Here is a 20,563-nt window from a genome sequence, read left to right as displayed (position 1 = left end):
TTGTCCTGCCCGTTATCTTGCCAATTATCTTGCCAATTATCTTGCCAATTATCTCGATTGTCTGCGGGCAAGAGGTTCGCCGATCAACTTTGTATAGAAAGCAGCCCCTAAACATCCCCCGATAACCGGTGCAATAAGCGGAACGAGAAAATAGGGTATATCTTTATTTCCCGTCATGACGCTCGTGTCCCAACCGGCGAAATAAGCAAAGAGTCGCGGGCCGAAATCACGAGCAGCGTTCATTGCAAACCCCGTCAGGGGGCCGAAAGCGCCTCCAATGACGGCAACCAGAACCCCGACAAGAAACGCAACCAGCGCACCGCGAGGTAAACCGTTGCCATCGTCACTTAATCCCAAAATCACCGCGACCAGAACAGCAGTGATAAAAAGTTCGGTCATAAAGGCTTGAAAGAGACTGATGTGAGGATTTGGAAAAGTGGTAAAAACACCGGCTGTATCAAGTGTTTTTGCTGTAAAGAGATTATAGTAAAGTCCATAGACAACGGCAGCAGCAACAAATGCCCCCAGAAATTGCGAAATGACATAAGGCAATATTTTTTGTTTTGGAAATTTTGCAAAGAAAGCCAATGCAAAAGTGACCGAAGGATTGAGGTGGGCCCCCGAAACACCTCCGGTCAGATAGGCTGCAAGTGCAACAGCCAACCCCCAAATAATGCTGATTTCCCATTGTCCGTAAGCGGCACCGGCCAGTTTTAATCCTGCCACACATCCCATTCCGATAGCCAGAAATAAAAATGTGCCGGTAAATTCCGCAACGCATTCATCACGTAAAGTATTCATATCAGACATGTTTTCTCCCCTGGTTTGCAGTCTGACGAGCTTTACTTCAATAGACGGCGAACCTTTTAGATGGTTTTATGTTTTTCAAGGTATTGTCTTAAAGCTTCTTTTTCTTTGTCATCAAAATAAAGGCCAAGTTTCGAGCGACGCCACAAGACATCGTCAACATCCTTTGCCCATTCTTCACGCATCATCCATTGAACCTCGGCCTCGTAAAGGCCATGACCAAAATGTTGCCCTTTGTCCTTTTTGCCATTGTCAAAAATTTCCAGAGCTTCGGTGCCATAATTTCTTGCCAGACGACGATGGGTTTTTGCATCGAGATCGGGAAGAATGCTGGCAACTCTCGCTTCCATAACGGAAAGCGAATCATGCGGGAAATCGCCACCCGGCAGGCTGACTTCGGCAGTCCATGCAGGTTTGCGCTTACCCAAAGCTTTTTCGATAAAGACGAGAGCGTCTTCCGACAATTTACGGAAAGTGGTGATTTTGCCGCCAAATGCATTCAGCATGATCGGACCATCATTTTCCCGCATTTCTTTCAAAACATAGTCACGCGTTGCTTCCTGTGCTTTTGAAGCACCATCGTCATAAAGCGGGCGAACACCCGAATATGCCCAGACAATAGAGTCGCGCACAACCGGCTTGGTGAAATATTCGCTTGCAGCCGAACAGATATAATCAATCTCTTCATCGCTGATATGAACCTTTGCCGGATCGCCTTTATAATCGCAATCGGTTGTTCCGATCAGCGTGAAATCTTCCTGATAGGGAATAGCAAAAACAATGCGGCCATCCTTGTTCTGGAAAATAAAAGCGCGGTCATGTTGATAAAGTTTTGGAACAACAATGTGCGACCCTTTAACCAGACGAACCGGCGGGTGACCTTTAAAGCCCAAAGCATCCTGCAAGACGTGATTGATCCATGGCCCCGCCATATTTGCAAGATAGTCGGCAGAGACTGTCCACTCTTCACCATTCAATTTGTTTTTAAGGCCGATTTTCCATTTCTTGCCATCGGCTTTAAGCGAGACAACTTCGGTGCGCACCATAATATCCGCACCAAGTCTTGCCGCATGACGGGCATTGGCAACAACCAGACGTGCATCGTCAACGCGGGCATCGGAATACTCGAACCCTTTGACAAAACCCGGCTTCAGGGATTCGCTATAGTCTTTGGTCAGATCAAGCACCTTGGTGCGCCAAAGCTCCTGATGACGACTTCCCAGATGATCGTAAATGAATAAGCCCAAACGCAGCATCCATGCAGGACGCAACCCTTTATTATAAGGCAATATAAAGCGCAAAGGACGAACAAGATGAGGTGCCATATGCCAGATCACCTCGCGTTCCATCAATGCTTCTCTGACAAGACGGAAGGCATATTGTTCAAGGTATCGCAAGCCACCGTGAATAAGCTTGGTAGAAGCACTGGATGTGCCCGACGCAAGGTCATTCATTTCTGCCAGACCGACGGAATAGCCACGGCCAACAGCATCGCGGGCGACACCACAACCGTTGACGCCACCACCTATAACAAAAAGATCATAGTGTTTTTCGTTTTTCATTTAATCGACTTTCGACAAGGATGGTTTTCGTTCCTTAAAGGATAGAATATGGAAGAAATCAAATGTCAACTGCAAAGCGAAAAAAAACACCCTCTGTCGAGAGTTTTCGGGAAACCGGTTTCTGATTGAAAATAAAAAACAAAATATAATACCGGAGATACGCTATTTATCGGATATTGATTTTTGCCAAGGCTTTTCTGAAATCAAAAACATAAGAACGGGAACATCGAACGGCTTTCGCGTGTCGTAAAGAACGGATAAACAAGCAGGGCTTTAAAAAAGGCATAAAAATACCATCATTTTTCGCCAGCTAACGCTTTATCCCGCTTAATGCTCTTCGTCACATGTGGTCAAAATAAAGCCGGAGTCTCACTGGATTTCATGCCCGATCTGCTTTTAACAAATTCGCAAATACGCCCTTATTTTTCAAACCCAAGCTTTTTCCGGCGAGTTTCACCCGATTTCCTGAGGCGGCAAAGATCATTATCAATCACGTGATTTTTCGTTTTTTGCGTGCCGCCATGAAAGTCAAACAAGTCGAAAAACCGCAAATCTTCAATCAATCCGCACCAACCGGAGCGTTGTTGCAGTTACATTTTTTTCCTGTTTTCCATCAAAAATCCGGAATCATTTAGAAAAAAACATCCGCCGATAGTTTGGTAAAATAAAACTTGCGACAACTTTTTATAGCTGAAAGGCCATTCAAGACAAAAATAGCGGCTTTATCCTGCCAGATCTGCTTTGCGGATAAAAAGAACGGAAATAAAATAAAGGGGCAAATCCACTTTGCCCCCTCAATCGTTTTACAAAATTCTTCTCCCGACCCTTGAGATCAGGAAAGACTATTGGCGCAATGTTGCTCCGGTCGATTTTGCGACATTCTCGATAATCTTGTTTGCCAGAGCTTCAATATCCTGATCTGTCAACGTACGTTCATGCGGCTGGATTGCCACTTCGATCGCAATCGACTTTTTGTCTTCACCAAGGCTTGCTCCCTCGAAGACATCGAACACTTCGACAGATTGGATAAGCTTTTTATCGGCTCCGCTTGCCGCGCGAATGACCGTGGCAGCGTTCACCGATTTATCCATAACAAAAGCGAAATCGCGCCGTATCATCTGATATGGCGACAGTACCAAAGGCGGGCGTGTTTTGGTTGCCTTCTTGCGTGGTTCGGGAATACGGTCAATATAGACTTCAAAACCGCACAATGGTCCTGTTACATCGAGCTCCTCAAGCGTATCGGGATGAAATTCGCCAAAGGTTCCAAGAATGATCTTCGGTCCCAATTTGATAACGCCCGAACGTCCCGGATGATACCATTCCGGCGCGCCTTTCTCTATCTGCACCTTTGAAGCATCAAGCCCGCAAGCGTCAAGCACACAAAGTGCATCGGCCTTGGCATCAAAAACATCGACCGGTTTGGCAGAACCGGCCCAAAAACGGCCGGAACCATCAAGCTTGTAAGTACCACGGCGGATACCACCGGCGACACGTCTTTGTGTTTCGGGCGTATTGCCTTCAAAGGTTGCCGAGATTTCAAATAGGCCGAGATCGGGAAAACCGCGATCGGCATTGCGCTGGGCAGCTGCAATCAAACCCGGAAGCAGTGAAGGACGCATATCCGACATATCGGCAGCAATCGGGTTCAATAGCTTCAATTCCGGCTTGCCGCCGCCAAATGCCTTGGCCTGTTTTTCCGAAATGAAAGACCATGTGATTGCTTCCATCAAGCCCCGACAAGCCAGAGCACGACGTGCGGAACGCTGCCTGATCTGTATTGTGGTGAGAATTTGCCCGCTTACAGAAGACGGCCTTTCCAATGGTTCCGGCTTGATATTGTTCAGCCCATGGATACGCATAACCTCTTCGACGAGATCGGCCTTGCCATCAATATCGGGTCGCCATGTTGGTACTTTTACCGTGACAACATCACCTTTGCCTTCCACAACAAAGCCGAGGTGCTGCAATATGGTTGTTGCCGCTTCATGGCTTAATTCCAGACCGGTCAAACGCTTGATTTCGGCAAACGGGAAGCGGATAATTTTTTGTTCAATGCTCTTTGCCCCGATTGTATGGGCTTTTGAAGGCTTGCCACCACAAAGTTTCATGGCCATTTCGGTGGCAAAGGCAAGTCCCGGTTCCATAAATTCCGGATCGACACCGCGTTCAAAACGATAACGCGCATCCGAAACTATGCCGAGAGAGCGCCCCGTTGCCGCAACATTGCGCGGATCCCACAAAGCGGATTCAATGATAACATTTTTCGTGTTCTCATCGCATCCTGTTGCTTCGCCGCCCATTATGCCACCAATGGATTCGACGCCATTATCATCGGCAATAACGCAATTATCCGGCCCCAAATCATATTCTTTGCCGTTAAGGGCGAGGAGTTTATCTCCCTTTTGCCCACGACGGACAGTGAGTTTTCCTTTTACCTTGTCGGCATCGAAAACATGAAGCGGACGGCCGAGATCGACCGTGATGTAATTGGTCATGTCGACAAGCGCATTGATTGGACGCAGCCCGATAGCAGTGAGACGGCGTTGCATCCATTTGGGCGACTGGACATTGTTAACATCACGAATTTCCCGCCATGAAAAGCCGAGACACAAAGGTGCTGTATCACCAAAATCGAGCGACACGGTTACCGACGGTTCTCCTTCTCCGGAAATAGAAGGAACTTCAAGCGGCTTCAATTTGCCAATGCCACTTGCTGCAAGATCACGGGCAATGCCATAAACACCCGTACAATCCGGCCGGTTCGGTGTGAGGCCGACATCAATAAGCGGATCGTTGAGACCATAATAGGCCGCAAATGCTTTGCCGACCGGTGCATCGGAGCCGAGTTCGATAATACCGTTATGTTCATTTGAAAGTTCAAGCTCGCGTTCCGAACACATCATGCCGAAACTTTCAACACCGCGAATTTTTCCAACCGACAATGTGACATCAAGCCCCGGAATATAAGCTCCCGGAGGGGCAAAAACCCCGATCAATCCGGCCTTTGCATTCGGTGCACCACAAACCACCTGAAGTGGCTTATCCTGACCCGTGTCGACAGTCAAAATCTGTAAATGATCTGAATCGGGATGTTTTTTGGCTGTCAAAACTTTGGCAATTACAAAAACATCAAAGCTTTTGCGGTCATCGACGCTATCAACCTCAAGGCCTATATCGGTAAGCCGGTCACAAATCTCGCCGAGCGATGCGTCTGTCTCCAGATGATCTTTCAACCAGGACAAAGTAAATTTCATTGTTCAAAACCTCTTTTCAAAACGCAAGACGCGGGTGTGAGTTTATGAATTGCTGAGACCGCCAAAAAGCGTCGGCACATCAAGCGGACGGAAACCGTAATGTTGGATCCAGCGTATATCGGCATCAAAAAATGCCCGCAAATCCGGCATGCCATATTTCAACATGGCGATACGGTCGATTCCCATTCCCCAGGCAAAGCCCTGATATTCATCAGGATCGAAACCGACATTTTTCAACACATTCGGGTGCACCATGCCGCAGCCCAATATTTCGAGCCAGTCATTGCCCTCGCCGAATTTTACTTCTGTACCGGAGCGGTCACATTGAATATCGACTTCCATAGAAGGTTCAGTGAATGGAAAGAACGACGGGCGAAAACGCATCTTCAACGAAGGCACTTCAAAAAACGCCTTACAAAATTCTTCATGCACCCACATAATATTGGCAATGGTCGACTTTTTATCGACAACCAGCCCTTCTACCTGATGGAACATCGGCGAATGGGTGGCGTCCGAATCCATACGATAGGTTTTCCCCGGAATGATAATGCGGATTGGCGGTTTTTGCTTTTCCATCGTACGAACCTGAACAGGCGATGTATGCGTGCGCAAAAGCCGCTTTTCGCCTTTCCCGTCGGGATTGAAAAAGAAGGTATCATGCATTTCGCGGGCGGGATGGCCTTCCGGAAAATTGAGTGCGGTAAAGTTATAATAATCGGTCTCGATGTCCGGCCCTTCGGCAATAGAAAAGCCCATATCGGCGTAAATTGCGGTGATCTCGTCAATCACCTGCGAAATAGGATGGATACGACCACGCGCTTCAGGTGAAAGGCGAACCGGCAATGTAACATCGACTGTTTCGTTTTTAAGCCGCGCCTCCGTTGCTGCACGCTTCAGTGCCGTGCGTTTTTCACCCAGAAGCTCTAAAACCCGATTTTTCAAACCGTTTATCACCGGTCCGGCTTTCTGGCGCTCTTCTGCGCTCATACCACCAAGGCTTTTAAGTTTTTCCGAAACACTACCCTTTTTACCGAGTGCACCGACACGCACTGCTTCCAGTGCCTGCTCGTCTTGTGCAGCGTCGATTGCCGCACAGATTTCTTTTTCCAGACTATCAATATCGTTCATGTCTTTGCCTGTTCTTTAAAGTGGATGTCTGTTTTTCAAATTGGAAGAAAGAAACTCCATAGCGCTTAACATACGTTTGCCATCGCCACCAAGATAAATAAACCTGGCCAACTTTAACGGAGTAATAAAAATAGAAAAAAACCGGACAATTTTTTCAAGTTGTTTCAAGGTTTCAGGAGAAACCTGTTTTTTCCACGCCTCGAAAGCCGCATTATCGGTTTTGTTTTTTTCAAGTGATTGTGCCGACACTTGAAAAAATAACAACCACGCGTCACGCGCCTGAGCTGCGGGAATTGGCATCACTGCTTCCGGCTCTTCCTCGAAATCAAAAAACCCCAACTCGTTTCCTGCCATAAACATATCACGCGGATGCGGCCTGCCGTGGACAAGTCCGGCGTGATGTACTTTGCCCAAAGCTTCACCACATTGAACCAATAATTTTTCGTGTGCGTCAACGTCGTTCTTTTTCAAAAAATCAAGGCGTTTTTGCACCGTTTGGCCGACATCGGAAATCATTAAAGCAGGTCCGTCGACAGCAAGAATTTCGGGAACCGCGATACCTGCCTTCCTGAACTTTTCAATTTTGCGTATTTCCTGCCCATTCATGGCAAGCGGATCACGCAAAGGCGAAGATTTCATAAAAGCTGCCGGTAATAAAAACGATAAACCGCTATGAAGCCGCTTGCCCCACGGGCGCTTTTCGATTCCCTGCCGTTTGATCCAGACCTTTTTGCCCTCACGCATGACGCTGGCAATGCGCTTACCCTCACAAGATTGAAAAAGCTTCTTGTCAGAATCGCTCAGTGGCTTGGATATCAAAGGATTTATCTCGCTCATAACGCCTCGAAAACAAAAACCCGCAACCGGTTTTAACCAGTGCGGGTTCCGAAAGAATGTTCTGTTTTTTAAAGGAACGCGACCGGCTTACTTGACGGCGCCTTCAAAAGCATTCGGTGTGGTTTTCTTCAAATATTCCAATGCCTTTTTTGCCGAAGCAACAAGCTTGGAGAATGTTGCAGGCTCATGAATAGCAATATCTGAAAGAACCTTGCGGTCGATCTCGATTCCTGCCTTGGCAAGACCGTCAATGAAACGGCCATAGGTCAAGCCCTCAAGACGGACAGCGGCATTGATACGCTGGATCCACAATGCGCGGAAACTGCGCTTGCGATTTTTGCGATCGCGATAGGCGTATTGCCGTGAACGGTCGACAGCAGCTTTGGCTGTACGGATTGTATTTTTACGACGTCCGTAAAAACCTTCAGCAAGTTTGATAACTTTTTTGTGTTTGGCGTGTGCAGTTACGCCGCGTTTTACGCGTGCCATGTCATAATCTCCTTAAGAGCTAACTTTCAAAGGCCGTTCGGCAAATAGTTTTTGATGATTTTCTTGGCGTCGGGTGCACCAAGAACCATGGTGCCACGTGCATCACGCAAAAACTGGTTGGAACGTTTGATCATGCCATGCTGCTTGCCTGCGGCAGCCGCCTTGATTTTGCCTGTAGCGGTAATTTTGAACCGCTTTTTGGCAGCCGATTTGGTCTTCATTTTGGGCATTTTGCTTCTCCATTGTTGTGATTGATGTTCGCACTGACCAAAGTGCGAACAAGCATAAAAGTCGTCACGGCATGCCCTGCCGGACGGCTTGAACTGCGTTCTCTTAAAACACGGCCTCAAAAATAGCAAGCAGACTTTTATGCAAAATACTTTTTTTCATGGCGTAAAAGCCAGTCTTTGCGCCATAAACCCCCAGCATAACCGGTAAGCGTACCATCCGCCCCGATCACCCGATGACAGGGGATAATAATGGCAATCTGGTTTTGCCCGTTAGCCCGTGCCACCGCCCGCACTGCGGTAGGTCTATCCAATGCGCGCGCCAATTCACTGTAAGAGCGTGTTTCTCCTGCCGGTATTTGACGCAAAGCCTCCCACACAAGGGGGGCAAAACCACCTGCAACTTTGGCAAGCGGTGTTTCAAAATGGCAGCTTTTTCCCTGATAATAATCGCCCAATTCGGCTTCTACCTTGTCGATGACAGTGGTTCTTTCAAAACTGATGGAAGAGCGGGTCACTGCCTGCAATTTTTTAAGTTCGGTCAACAGCCCCTTGCGGTCGAAAAACTCCAAGAGATGCAAGACATGTTGATCACTGACGGCAAGCATTTCACCGATCGGCGTTTCAATCCATGCCGCTTTTAAAAGAGTGCGGTTTTGTATGGCTTTTGGTGGATGACCGATGAGCTTGAGAATTGCCTCGCGAAAACCGCTGCCGGAATCGTAACCGGCGGAAAGTTGTGCTTCAATCACCGGTTGACCGTGGGAAAGCAGCTCTGCACCACGGCTTGCTCTTTTCAAGCGTGCCAATTCCAGAAATGTCATGCCTATACGTCGCTTGAAAATGCGCCGCACAGTGGAAGGGTCAAATCCCAATCGTACAATATCGTCTTCCGACCATATGTGATCGGGATTTTCATCAAGTCTTGCCATCAAATGACGAAAAAGCGGATCAACGTGGCCGCCTGCTTCCAGCGGGTGGCATTTCTGGCAAGGCCGATAGCCTTCTTCGAGACATGCAGCCGCACTGTCACAGAAAAAAACATTTCCCCGCTTGGGCTTTCGCGCCGGACACGACAGCCGACAAAAAATACCTGTCGTTGTCACGCAGACAAAAACATGCCCGTCATAGGAGCGATCGCGGTTTATCAGAGCTTCATAAAGCTGGTCTGTATTATTGGTTAGAAGTGTCATGGCCATTTATATAAGCCCAAAAAAAACAATTGTGCGCCGAAAATCGGGCACACATTTTTATAAAAGTTACCCCCCCATAGCCGATCAGGGCTGTCTATCATTTCACTAGACTTTCCAACAATGCCGATCCTGCTATTCCGACAAAGTATAATTTTTGTCTTTCATTTCATTGGCTATCCGGATTTCCGCAAACCGGATTAACCTTTTTCCGTTAAAGGGGAACCGGAGCACCATTGCCTTTCACTTCAACAAGCGATGCGGGAATAGAACTTGTCTTAATGGCTGCCTTGCAAATATCGGCAATAATACAATGCACACAATCCGGTTTACGGGCTTTACAGATGTAACGACCATGTAAAATCAGCCAATGATGGGCGTGAGCCATATATTTTTCGGGTATTATTTTGACAAGTTTCTTTTCTACCTCTTCGGGCGTTTTTCCCGGTGCCAGTTCTGTCCGGTTACAAAACCGGAAAATATGGGTGTCGACGGCCATTGTCGGCTGGTTGAAAGCAACATTAAGGACAACATTTGCCGTTTTGCGTCCGACACCTGGAAGTGCCATCAGCGCTTCTCTGGTATCAGGCACTTTACCGTCGTATTTTTCGTTCAATATTTTTGAAAGCGCATAGACATTTTTGGCTTTTGCCCGCCATAGACCGATCGTGCGAATATAGCGGGCGATGCCGTCTTCTCCGAGAGACTCCATCTTTTCTGCTGTATCGGCAACAGCAAAAAGCGGCTTTGTTGCCTTGTTTACGCTTGCGTCTGTTGCTTGTGCAGACAAAACCACTGCCACAAGCAAAGTGAACGGGCTTTCATAGATAAGATCGCTTCTGGGATTTGGTCGCTGAACCGAAAACCGGCGAAAAATTTCTTCGATTTCTTCGTCCGTATAGGCGCTTCCCTTTACTGTTTCTGCTTTCCGGTTTCTAGCCCTTGCGCCCGTCATAACCTTTTAAAGCCCCTATCTTGAAGTTCGTTGTTCGACTTTCCATATAATAGCTAATGACAGAAAATGCCAAAACGGGTTTTCTGTTTAATAGTCGCTTCAAAGAGGGCTACCTTATGACACGCATGACACCATTTTCCAACCCGTTGCTGTTAGGCTTTGAAACAATGGAAAAAACGCTCGACCGTTTAAGCAAGTCGGGCGAGGGTTATCCTCCTTTTAACATTGTGCGTTTGTCCGGTGAGGAACCAAACGAACGGCTGCGAATTACATTGGCAGTTGCCGGTTTTACGCCGGAAGACCTTGATGTAACAGTAGAAGATAATCAATTGATTATCCGCGGGCGGCAAACCGACGATGAGGATTTTGAATATCTGCATAGGGGTATTGCTTCACGTCAATTCCAGCGGGCGTTTGTGCTGGCGGATGGTATAAAGGTGGGAGCCGCAGAGCTTAAAAATGGTCTACTTTCAATAGATCTTGAACGACCAGCCCCCGAGAAGCGCGTCAAACGCATTACGATCAGTGCCATTGAAGACGAGTAATGCGACAGGAGAACAAAATGAAAAACGAAAAATCTTTGTCTATGCAAGAATTTGCCTTACTCGGAGAAGGCGAGATCGCTTATCTGCGCAAAATCCGGACCGATGAATTAAGCAAAAAATTTCCGAATATGCCGCCAATGACACCGGGAATTTCTCTTTGGGGACTGTTCGGTGCCGGCGGTGAACCCATTATTCTTTCCGATGTTCGCGCCAAAGCCCTTGAAGGCGCTAACGATCAGGAATTGAAAACCGTTACATTACAATAATCATAATGCTTCGCATGAGGATATGATACTTGTCCTATGCGGAGCTAATCCCTTTTCCGGAGCCACCGGATAAAAGGGGTATTTGCCATTCCCCGAACGGGCGCGGGTGTTATTCAACAGCGTTGACGAGTTAAAATCGCCTTCTCTTCGGGGTCGGTGAGCAGCCGTTTTCATTTTCCTTTTCGTGTTCCTTTTCGTGAGGAAATTTTAAAAAGATAAGCTGCCACCTCAAGTAAACCGATATATCCGGTATTTGATACACGTTTCCAATTATATATTATTTAAAAGACCCGCTTGTTTTTAAATGCGCGCATAAAAATGCCGGTAACTGCATTATCAGTCTCACCTGCCGATTTTAAATTATTAATAATATGTTTATATTTTTTAAAAATTTATGCCTTCTATTTTCAAACTTAATAATGAATGTTTTTGGAAAATTTTATATCTCGTAAATTCAATAACTATAAATTTTTCGCTATCGTTCAAAATTTAAAATTTAGGTTTCAAGAATTATATTTATAACCGGTTTGCCAATAAATATTTAAATTTACGTTATCTATTTCTTTTTAACTTTAAATATCTAATTAAATAGTTTAAATTTAAAAAAATTAAGAGTTTTGACGTTAACTGATAGATTTATTGTAAAAAATTACGAAAGCATAATCGTTGTTAACAACTTTTAATATATTACTCGTTTATGTTCATAAGAAAGGTACTTTATGAGCATCACATATGCGAGCAGGGGGATCGGTCTTGCGCAGTCAGGCAATTAAAGCTTTTCTTATTTTTTCGCTCGTCGGGGGTATAGGATTATTCGTTTGTCGCTATTTGACAAATTATTTTCTATATTCACGGTTTTTCAATGATCGTTTCATCCTTGCGATGATGGAAAATTTCAACGGTGTTGTGGCGTTCGCTCTGTTCTTTGCCGAAAATCTATTGTTTGCCGCTGTTTTTTCAATTTTTCCGGCAGTCTATCTTTACCAGTTGAAAAAGCTGCCGCTCGTTTTTGTTCTGTCCTATTCCGTGGCAATTTATTTGGTGGGTGCTATTTCGATTGCATTTTATCTTAATCTTGCACGTGTTACGTTGCCGCTCGGCTCTATTCTTGTCTATGTGTTGCTCACACCATTCCTCTATATAATTTTGCCGATCTTTTTTGCTTATCTTGTCTATTGTATTTATTGGCTTGCACACACCGGAACGAGACCTTAAAAGTCATTTATCAAAGCAATGACTTGTGAACGTTATGACAGATCGTAATAAATCAACTCTTTATAGCTACCCTATGCGTGGGTTTGGCATTATTACAATTTTTCTGGTGCTGGGACCGGCCGTTCAAACAATAGTAGGAACTTATCTTCTTCATCCTTGGGTAGGCGGTTCAAATTTGCTTGTCGAAATTTTCGATGTTTTTAGTGATGATGCCTGCCCGAAACTTTTGGCCGGATATTCCTATTATATGCCGTCGGTGTTTTTAAGTGGTGTATTTTGTTCTCTCCCGCCTTCACGGGGATTAGGTCTTTCTCTTTCGTCTGCTATCTGGCGTACAATTCTGGTCAGTCTTTGCGTTGAAATATTCTACATTATTATGTCCCGCCCCTATATGCAGCATATGACGAGTGAAAATATTCTTCGCAACCTTTCTTATGGCTTTATCCAATGGATCTTTGTCGGCTGGGTTTGCTGGATTCTTGCAACCGGTTTCAGACTTGATAAACCTGTTGTTGATTGATTTGAGCCAACCGGCCCATACTTTATAAGAAACCCGTTATTGATTTATAATAGCCCCACATATCGACAGTGACAAAAGTGACACACTAATATTTGGAACACCGGAGGCTCCGGAAACCGCGTAAAAACCGTTTTCCTGTTACCTTGCCAAAAAGAAAACTCGAATGGGTAGAAAAACTTGTGCCATCTCTGATAACGGGAAGAAGAAAAAAGGATATTTATCTTGATTGGTAAGAAAGCCGACATAAAATTCCATTCCGTCGGTTTTTTGCAAGCCCGCATTCTCCAGTCTTTGCTTGTGGCTGTTGCGGCCATTATTATTTTACCTACAGCATGGTCGTTTTTTTTCCTGCTTTTTGGTGGCTGGTTTAAAACATTCGGGTTCTCATTAACCGTAGCTTTTTTCAGGCCTTACCAAATTTATCTTCCAAGTTTTATGACCGCTTGTATGATTGCTGTCATCCTTGCTTTGAGAAGCGCAAGCTGGGGAAGTATTTCTCTGCGTTTTTCTTTAATCACTTCGATAATCATGGCGCTTGTTTTCGACGGTTCCATTCGCGCCATGAAGACATTTTTCCCCGAACTTCTCGCCAATGTCGGCATTTCCAATGAATCCTTTTTCTATTGGGTGATAGCCTGGTTTTTCGCCGGTCTAGTATTCTGGCTCATCCTGAATTCGAGTGGCCTTAACCGTCGCTATAAGGAAATGGAACGTCCGCGCCTTGTCGATGCGGTGAAACTTGCAATTGTTTATGCCATTTATGGCCCCGTACTTTATATCATCATTACATTATGGATTATGGCGGGTGACAGTTTGAGCTATCTTGGAGCACGCGGGTCGGTTTCGGGCGAAATCAATACGGCCGGACTCATGCTCGTAAGCCTTACTGTCTTTTGCGGCGTGCGCAGATTACGCCTTCAAGGCTCGCTCACATGGCGTTGGCTTTTTATTGTAACAATCGCCATTTCTTTGATTTTCTGGATTACCGACAGTATTTTCGTGACAAAATCCGATTGGCAGGAAACCGGATTTTATGTTTTGGCAGTTTATCTTATAACGGCTATCAGTCTCACGATCATTGGCGGCGGACTTTTATATTTGCTGGGCGTACCATTTAACGGAAAACGCTATCAGACAATCGTTCGACCTTCACCGCGTTTCCATCACGGTAGCCGAAGCTTTTTTGCTATATTCGTATTCTTCATCTTTTTTGTCTGTGCCCCGCCGGTATGGCAATCGGGAACAATTTTATGGCGCGCATTGCTCTTTTCACTTCCACCGGTTTCGTTTTTTACCGCAAGCCTTCCGCTTGCCTACATCAATGCAGGTTTGGTGTTTTCCGGCTGTGTCGGTGCGATCGCTTTCATCTCGCAACAAATCAACTTCACTTCGGTATTTTTTGCAGCTTTCATCTGTGCTCTTTGCAGCCTGTTTTTGCCGATTAGTTATCTTGGCGTCAATTTCGGCATTATTTTTAACTTTATCGACTGGTCCATGCTCCTTCTCGCGCCGTGTTCGGCCTTCGGATTTTACGTTTTGAGCCTCTGCAAACAGATTGTAACCACGTCGGGAAATCGTTAGAAACTTGCACCGGTTTAAAACCGGCAACAAAGAAAATCCCGTCTCGTCATTAGATCCTTATCTTCAAATCTTGTCAGATAAATGCCACCGTCAGCCTGACTTGATTCAAATGGTTGGGGAAATTGACTGATTGGTCAAATTGACCGGTTAAGACACAGAAATGGGAATGAATGGCTGTTTAACTTCATAATTGGTGATAATTCCGGTTATTCAGCGATGAAGCTTGCGTCTCATCCTTGCTGCACATTGCAGAACACGGTCGCCGGTGGTACAAATTATCAAGTTATTCATCAAGATTATTAAAATTGCCGGGCGGAGTGGTGTTTATGAAACCTATTGTGGCTGCGTTCATTTTTTGTCTTCCCTTTTGCTCGCTCGCCAATGGGCAGGCAGTTCCCGACAATGACCAGCCGACAAACTCGCGCACCGAAAGCACAACCGAAGCAATAAACAGCGAGAATAACCAAAAGAACGGGAACGACCAAAAGAGCGAAAATAATCAGAAGGACGAGAATAATCAGGCAACTGAAAATCAATCTGCGACACAAAATACAATGACCGAGCCGCCGGGAAAGCCCATGGCTTTTACACTTCACAAAATTGCTGATGGTCAATGTCCGACATGTCGCTGGATCAGTGCCGAAGGGAACATCGTTCCCGATACGCCTGCACTTTTTAACCGTTTTCTTGACGATAACGGTCTTGGCGATCCTCTTTCATCTCCAGATGATTTGCTAGTTTCCTTTCATTCCGATGGTGGGGATATTCTGGCGGCAATCGCTTTGGGAAGAGAGATTAGAAAACATCATTTCGATACAACAATCGGCGAAACGATTGTAAAACCGGTTGAGGATAAAGCCGCCGAAAACCACAGTGGGGATGGTACCGCCAATGCGGGAAACAACGAGAACAATAACAACAATGCCGCTAAAGAAAACAGCGAAAATAAAACAACCTCGGAACGCGTTGAAGGAATTTGCCGTGAAGCTTGCGTTTGGGCCTTTCTCGGCGGGCGGGCACGAAATGTAGGCAATGGAAAATTGGAATTGCGCACCTATCGCCCGCCACTTGACGGTGCTGGTACATCTTCGGGTCAGGAAGTCAGTGTGCGCCAACAACAACTGGCCGACATTGCCTATATTGCAGATTATTCCCAGGAAATGGGATTTAACCCGTTGATCGCATTTTTGAATTGGGACAATGCCAATCCCCATGCTTTTTCAAGCGATGAAATACAAAACTATAATATTGATTTTTCACCGGACATTATCGGACAATGGCAACTCGTCCCGACAAATAACGCGCTCGTTGCGATTGCATCAAGCAATGACAAAAAAACTTCGGCACGGCTTTATTGTGACAGTCATAAAACGATGTTTTTGGAAATAAGTGCACCAACACGCTACAGCGCTCAAAATTACGAGACATATCAGCAGACTGTCTCGACATTGAATGTCTGGGGAATGCCGGTAAATATCAGCAATCTACAAGCCAATTTATCCGATGGACGCGTGGTTTACACGGTCGAACTTCCTAAAAATCCGTTGCAAGATTGGCATGTCGACGCACCATTTCTGAGAGGAGATAATGCACCGGATGCTTTGAACGGCATTTTCAAAATCGAGTTTTCCGATATGCCGGGGCTTAAACAATCTGCCCGTTTTGTTATGGCCAACTGTCCTTCAGCATCACATTGACAAAATTCCTATTTTTCCAATTTGAAAAAAAGTTCAAGAATTGCAAACGGTACAAAAACACCTAAAAGAAAAAATATGATTGCGACTGGCAATCTACCCAGTATTTCACTCACCCATCCGGTTTCATTGACCGGTCCTTGTGTAAGCATGAACATCTCGGCCATTGTTGTCAGATGGAAAACTCCGGTTTTGATAAAAACAATCAAATCGGACAAACCGTAGAGTCCCGCAATCATGAAAAGTGGTACGCAAAAAGCGAGTGCCGTTAAACAAGCGGCGTTTTCTTTCTTTTCACGATGAATAGCGGAAGAATCCGCATCGTCATAAATAATCGGGTTTCCAAAATTATCATTTTCATAAAGATCAAGTTTGACCATCTTTATCTACCTCGCAGCATTTATAATGCTCTTTTAAACGGCAAAACTTGTGCGAGGATGGATCATAAAAAAGACGGCCGGTGAAGTTCACCGGCCGAATCGAAATCAAAAGCTGAAAAATCTTTAAAAAATGAAAGAAAATTCACATTCTAAAGCGTGAAATAGCCTTTCCTGCGTTGCACCTATATTGTTATCGCTTCGCAATTCGCAAGGCTTTCACCTCTATCAGCGGTTTTTGTGATGAGCATTTGCCTTTTTGTGATGAACATTGGCCTTCTTATGATGGGCAACTGCTTTCTTGTGGTGATAAACTGCATGCTGCGCTGTATAGGCAGGAGCCAGCGACAATTTCGATACGCCAAGAGCAAGGTTCAACCCTTCATGTGCATCAACACTTAATGGCTGGAGCGTAAGTCCGTTGGCAGGACCAAAGCCGAGAAGCTGGCTGCCGGCACCTGCTGCCAGACTGATGCTTGAACCGACGCCACCATAATTTCCTGCTAAAGAACCATTGGAATGGGCATTGGGAGAAGTTGCAAGAACCCACCAGGTCATTTTCGTGCGGCCTGTTACGCCAAGATCAAGACCGTAATTTTCAATACGACCGACATAATGATCGTTGATCGAATGGCCACTAATCGGGATAAATTCGCAATTAAGCTCTTTTGAAGAGCTTACAAACTGCCCGATTCCGCCTTTGCTATCGCAAGTGAGTGTGCCCGAAACGAGACCTGTTGCACCGGCTTGTGTTTGCAAAGATAAAAGCGCTGTAGCTGCAAATGCCAAGGATGCCAAGAGTGTTTTCTGATGTTTCATCATTTACGTTCCTTCCTAAAACGCTAAATCCGTTCAACAACGAAAGTTACAAAACGTAGTTTCGACTGAAATATAGGGCATCACGCGCCGAAACTGAAATGTTTTAATAAATTATTACAAAGGTGTGAACTTAAATAAACGTTTTTCTGGAAAATCAAGGATGAGAGAGCACGAGCAAAAAGAAAAACCCCGACCTTGCGAGCGGGGTTTCTGAACTCTTCAATCTTTGTGACTAAAATCTGTTTAGCCCATTTATCAAGGATGCGGCTCTGCCGGAGGTTCCGGTGCATCCGGCCCCTTCGGACCTTCCGGACCTTCTTTCGGACCCGGATGAGGCAAAGCATAACGTTCCAGTTTCTGTAATTGGTCAGCATCCAGAACTTTACGCAATTCACCTGCGGCAGCTTTGAATTTCTTGGCTTTTTCAGCGCGATCAAGTGTTCTGTCTGCAATCGGTTCGCCAAAAATCGGTTTTACAGCATCGGGATCCGGTTTTGCATCGGGTGCGGGTGGCGGCGGGGGAGTGACATCTACAAGATCAACCAGACTTGATGTGTATTTGCGCCAAGCATCCAACTGGTTTGAACGAATGCCGACAGCCGTTTCCATAGCGGAAAGCTTTTCTGCCATATGCATGCCTGCATGTGGTCCTTTAAAATGCCCCGGCCCTTTTTCAGGTCCTTTTGGCCCTTTATCATCTGGCCCCTTCGGATGATGGGGCGGTTTAGGATTATGTTGGCCATGTGGAGGTGGTGGTGTCGGTTCTGCCAAAGCAGAAGAAACGACAGCAGGTGCAAGCAATGACGAAGCAACTACTGAAGCAAGCAGTAATTTTTTCATTTTACACTCCCTTTTATAGAACAAGTAATAGAATTACCGTTATTAAACATATTGCTTAACCAATAATCTGGCCACACAAAAAGGCAAAATTACGGTAAAAATCGAGCAACTCTACGATCTTTCATTAATTCTTGGCAATGTTGGAAAAACTTCCCGTTTCATTGCCAAACCATAAAGGTGGTTCACTGTTTGATTCGGGCAATATCTTCTTTCGGTATTTTATGATCGACCACCTGCTTGCGATGGAAAATAAACAGCCCCGCAACAATGATAATAGCTGCTCCGATGATAATATAGCGATCCGGATAATTGTTGAAAAACATAATCCCGAAGATAATGCCCCAAAGCAAAAGTGTGTATTGCAACGGAGCCAATACGGAAGCCGGAGCAAGCTTCAACGACCTTGCTATTAAAAGATGGCCACAGCAGGAAACTATACCGAGGAGCGCCATAGCACCCCATTGCAACATTGTCGGTTCCCTCCAGTGGGCGATCGTCAGAACCAGACCGACGATAAGGGCTCCTATTGTTTGCCAGGTAACAAGCACCGTATCGGAAATATCTTTTAACACGCGGCTGAAAACAATGACCATCGAAAAACCGAAACTGCCGAGAAGCGCAAAAATTGACGGCCATGAAAGCATGGCTGACGATGGACGAAGAGCGATAATAACCCCGATAAAACCGACAAAAATCGCAAGACAACGCCGCCATCCAATGCGCTCGTTCAGGAAAAAGTGCGAAACCGCCGCCACATAAATGGGTCCTGCCATATAAAACGTAACAACGTCTGCCAACGGCAAATAAGCCACGGCTGCGTAAAACAGCCCTGTATCCATTGTTGCGAAAATTACACGCAGAAAAATAAGAAAAGGTTTTTTTGGTTTGAACAAATCGTTCGTCGAGACGGTCGTAAGCATCGGCCCTAAAATCAGAAATGCGCCAATCGAGCGTAATAAAAGAACTTGTCCCACCGAAAATGTTGCCACCAGCCACTTGCCCATGGCATCATTGGCAGCAAACATGAAGTCGCCCAACAACATCAATAATATGCCGACAAGCACAATGTGATCGGACATTTTCACCGCTTTGAACCAATTCATAGGATTGTCTCACGCATTATAAGTCATTCAAGGAATCACAGATCGGAAAGCAGAATTGACAGATAAGTAAAATTTTGTCCATTGCATTTTCTCCGCTTACAATAAGCAGGCAGACTATAAACCGGTAATGTCGGAAACTTGTTTAACAGCGCTTCCTGACCAAAATAAATCTTCATAAATCACGGTAGACCTGATGACATTTTTTCAAAACAGATAACAATGTCAAAAGGTGAAACGTCTGAAATCTATATAGTGCTTAAATCGGAAATTTATACGTCCTGCTATCGTTTATGATGAATTCCGGAAGACACGGCCGGATAATCAATCACCCCAGCCTATAAAATTATAGTAAATAATGACAGATCGCTTTATAAACTTATGCTCATCGTCGTATAAAATGATAAAGCAACATTTCATTTAACGTCCACCAATGATCGCATCATTTTCAGCTTCAAGATCGGGAGAAAAAAATGGCCGATAAAAAACTCGAAGAAACCCATCTTATAAGCGATGTCAAACTTCCCAACGATGAAAAAAGCCTGAAAGCCATCATCAATGAGGCAAATAGTCAAATACCCGTATGGGAAGGTGGTGTATTCATACCGCTTGCTTTTCTTGTTCTGGGAATAGCCCTGATCGGCACCGCCTACCAGAATTTTCAAATAGGCAAAATGATGACAATGGTCATTCTGGGAGCTTTGGCAATTTTATTATTTATCATTCTCATCCGGACAATGATACGCCGGCGCATACCCTATATGGTGCTGACACCAGAGGGTTTGGAAACCACAGTCTTCAAAACTCCTGTTCCGTGGCGTGGTATAACAGATTTCCAGATCAACTCCTCAAAAAGCAATTCGATGAATATTGCGGTCGGCATGGAATTTTTGATCGACGATAAATTTTTGCCCGAAGAAAACGCGAAATGTCGCGGCGGTTCGTATTATGATAAAGTGAAAAAGAAATTGATGATTTCCGGCTTCAATTTCCGGCTTGAAACCAATCGCGATAAATTAATTAACGAACTTGATAAATATCGCAATGCTGCAATTGCCCGCCATAAACTGGAAATGAAAAAATATAAATAAATCTCTGAAGTCTTTTTCTCTCTCCTTTATGCCAAAAGGCGCATGATTGTGATGAATCATGCG

General features: G+C 45.2%; 20 protein-coding genes. 7 read left to right on the top strand and 13 right to left on the bottom strand.

Annotated elements, in window-relative coordinates:
- Positions 1 to 48 precede the first annotated feature (48 nt).
- The 9 genes from GQS64_RS02265 to nth form a co-directional block, all read right to left on the bottom strand.
- The gene (locus GQS64_RS02265) at positions 49 to 810 is read right to left on the bottom strand and encodes an MIP/aquaporin family protein (protein WP_198230490.1); all 762 of its coding nucleotides are present in this window, start codon (positions 808 to 810) and stop codon (positions 49 to 51) included.
- Between the two features lie 56 nt (positions 811 to 866).
- The gene (gene glpD, locus GQS64_RS02260) at positions 867 to 2,369 is read right to left on the bottom strand and encodes a glycerol-3-phosphate dehydrogenase (RefSeq protein WP_077990456.1); all 1,503 of its coding nucleotides are present in this window, start codon (positions 2,367 to 2,369) and stop codon (positions 867 to 869) included.
- An 842-nt stretch (positions 2,370 to 3,211) separates the two neighbouring features.
- Positions 3,212 to 5,626: a phenylalanine--tRNA ligase subunit beta gene (pheT, locus tag GQS64_RS02255; RefSeq protein ID WP_198230489.1), complete on the bottom strand. Its 2,415-nt coding sequence runs from the start codon at positions 5,624 to 5,626 to the stop codon at positions 3,212 to 3,214.
- A 42-nt stretch (positions 5,627 to 5,668) separates the two neighbouring features.
- Positions 5,669 to 6,754: a phenylalanine--tRNA ligase subunit alpha gene (gene pheS / locus GQS64_RS02250; protein WP_198230488.1), complete on the bottom strand. Its 1,086-nt coding sequence runs from the start codon at positions 6,752 to 6,754 to the stop codon at positions 5,669 to 5,671.
- 15 nt (positions 6,755 to 6,769) lie between these two features.
- Positions 6,770 to 7,591 (bottom strand): serine/threonine protein phosphatase, encoded by an 822-nt coding sequence (locus tag GQS64_RS02245; RefSeq protein ID WP_198230487.1) that lies wholly within the window; start codon positions 7,589 to 7,591, stop codon positions 6,770 to 6,772.
- 87 nt (positions 7,592 to 7,678) lie between these two features.
- Complete coding sequence (rplT, locus tag GQS64_RS02240) at positions 7,679 to 8,080, bottom strand: 50S ribosomal protein L20 (RefSeq protein WP_075869652.1); 402 nt, start codon at positions 8,078 to 8,080, stop codon at positions 7,679 to 7,681.
- Positions 8,081 to 8,106: 26 nt separating this feature from the next.
- On the bottom strand, positions 8,107 to 8,310 hold the full coding sequence (rpmI, locus tag GQS64_RS02235; protein WP_075869939.1) for a 50S ribosomal protein L35: 204 nt from the start codon (positions 8,308 to 8,310) through the stop codon (positions 8,107 to 8,109).
- Between the two features lie 137 nt (positions 8,311 to 8,447).
- The gene (locus GQS64_RS02230) at positions 8,448 to 9,500 is read right to left on the bottom strand and encodes a bifunctional transcriptional activator/DNA repair enzyme AdaA (protein ID WP_198230874.1); all 1,053 of its coding nucleotides are present in this window, start codon (positions 9,498 to 9,500) and stop codon (positions 8,448 to 8,450) included.
- A 211-nt stretch (positions 9,501 to 9,711) separates the two neighbouring features.
- On the bottom strand, positions 9,712 to 10,452 hold the full coding sequence (gene nth, locus GQS64_RS02225; protein ID WP_198230486.1) for an endonuclease III: 741 nt from the start codon (positions 10,450 to 10,452) through the stop codon (positions 9,712 to 9,714).
- A gap of 116 nt (positions 10,453 to 10,568) precedes the next feature.
- Here nth and GQS64_RS02220 point away from each other — a divergent pair, with 116 nt between their 5' ends.
- The 6 genes from GQS64_RS02220 (at position 10,569) to GQS64_RS02195 (ending at position 16,276) form a co-directional block, all read left to right on the top strand.
- Positions 10,569 to 10,997, top strand: coding sequence for an Hsp20 family protein (locus GQS64_RS02220; RefSeq protein ID WP_198230485.1), 429 nt, complete (start codon positions 10,569 to 10,571; stop codon positions 10,995 to 10,997).
- 17 nt (positions 10,998 to 11,014) lie between these two features.
- Positions 11,015 to 11,263, top strand: coding sequence for a DUF1150 family protein (locus GQS64_RS02215; protein ID WP_077990449.1), 249 nt, complete (start codon positions 11,015 to 11,017; stop codon positions 11,261 to 11,263).
- A gap of 753 nt (positions 11,264 to 12,016) precedes the next feature.
- Positions 12,017 to 12,478 (top strand): hypothetical protein, encoded by a 462-nt coding sequence (locus GQS64_RS02210; protein ID WP_077990448.1) that lies wholly within the window; start codon positions 12,017 to 12,019, stop codon positions 12,476 to 12,478.
- Between the two features lie 34 nt (positions 12,479 to 12,512).
- Positions 12,513 to 12,998 (top strand): hypothetical protein, encoded by a 486-nt coding sequence (locus tag GQS64_RS02205; protein WP_077990446.1) that lies wholly within the window; start codon positions 12,513 to 12,515, stop codon positions 12,996 to 12,998.
- 222 nt (positions 12,999 to 13,220) lie between these two features.
- A complete protein-coding gene (locus GQS64_RS02200) occupies positions 13,221 to 14,579 on the top strand; it encodes a hypothetical protein (protein ID WP_198230484.1) in 1,359 nt (452 codons plus the stop codon).
- A 326-nt stretch (positions 14,580 to 14,905) separates the two neighbouring features.
- Positions 14,906 to 16,276, top strand: a complete 1,371-nt coding sequence (locus tag GQS64_RS02195) for a hypothetical protein (RefSeq protein WP_198230483.1) — start codon at positions 14,906 to 14,908, stop codon at positions 16,274 to 16,276.
- An 8-nt stretch (positions 16,277 to 16,284) separates the two neighbouring features.
- On the opposite strand, the gene GQS64_RS02190 is transcribed toward GQS64_RS02195, so the two are convergent.
- The 4 genes from GQS64_RS02190 to GQS64_RS02175 all read right to left on the bottom strand — a co-directional run bounded on the left by GQS64_RS02190 (position 16,285) and on the right by GQS64_RS02175 (position 19,412).
- A complete protein-coding gene (locus GQS64_RS02190; RefSeq protein ID WP_198230482.1) occupies positions 16,285 to 16,653 on the bottom strand; it encodes a hypothetical protein in 369 nt (122 codons plus the stop codon).
- Between the two features lie 225 nt (positions 16,654 to 16,878).
- Positions 16,879 to 17,472 carry a DUF992 domain-containing protein gene (locus tag GQS64_RS02185; RefSeq protein ID WP_225868131.1) on the bottom strand — a complete coding sequence of 198 codons (594 nt, stop codon included), beginning with the start codon at positions 17,470 to 17,472 and terminating at the stop codon, positions 16,879 to 16,881.
- A 252-nt stretch (positions 17,473 to 17,724) separates the two neighbouring features.
- Positions 17,725 to 18,309, bottom strand: a complete 585-nt coding sequence (locus GQS64_RS02180; RefSeq protein WP_077990439.1) for a hypothetical protein — start codon at positions 18,307 to 18,309, stop codon at positions 17,725 to 17,727.
- Positions 18,310 to 18,491: 182 nt separating this feature from the next.
- Positions 18,492 to 19,412 carry a DMT family transporter gene (locus tag GQS64_RS02175; protein ID WP_077990437.1) on the bottom strand — a complete coding sequence of 307 codons (921 nt, stop codon included), beginning with the start codon at positions 19,410 to 19,412 and terminating at the stop codon, positions 18,492 to 18,494.
- 470 nt (positions 19,413 to 19,882) lie between these two features.
- Between GQS64_RS02175 and GQS64_RS02170 the strand changes: the two genes are divergently transcribed.
- Positions 19,883 to 20,500, top strand: coding sequence for a hypothetical protein (locus GQS64_RS02170; protein ID WP_198230481.1), 618 nt, complete (start codon positions 19,883 to 19,885; stop codon positions 20,498 to 20,500).
- Positions 20,501 to 20,563 lie beyond the last annotated feature (63 nt).

Origin of the sequence: Bartonella sp. P0282 (assembly GCF_048452985.1) — a bacterium.
Lineage (GTDB): Bacteria > Pseudomonadota > Alphaproteobacteria > Rhizobiales > Rhizobiaceae > Bartonella > Bartonella choladocola.
Note: the sequence above shows the minus strand (reverse complement) of the source record. Positions and strands in the feature narration are given on the sequence as shown.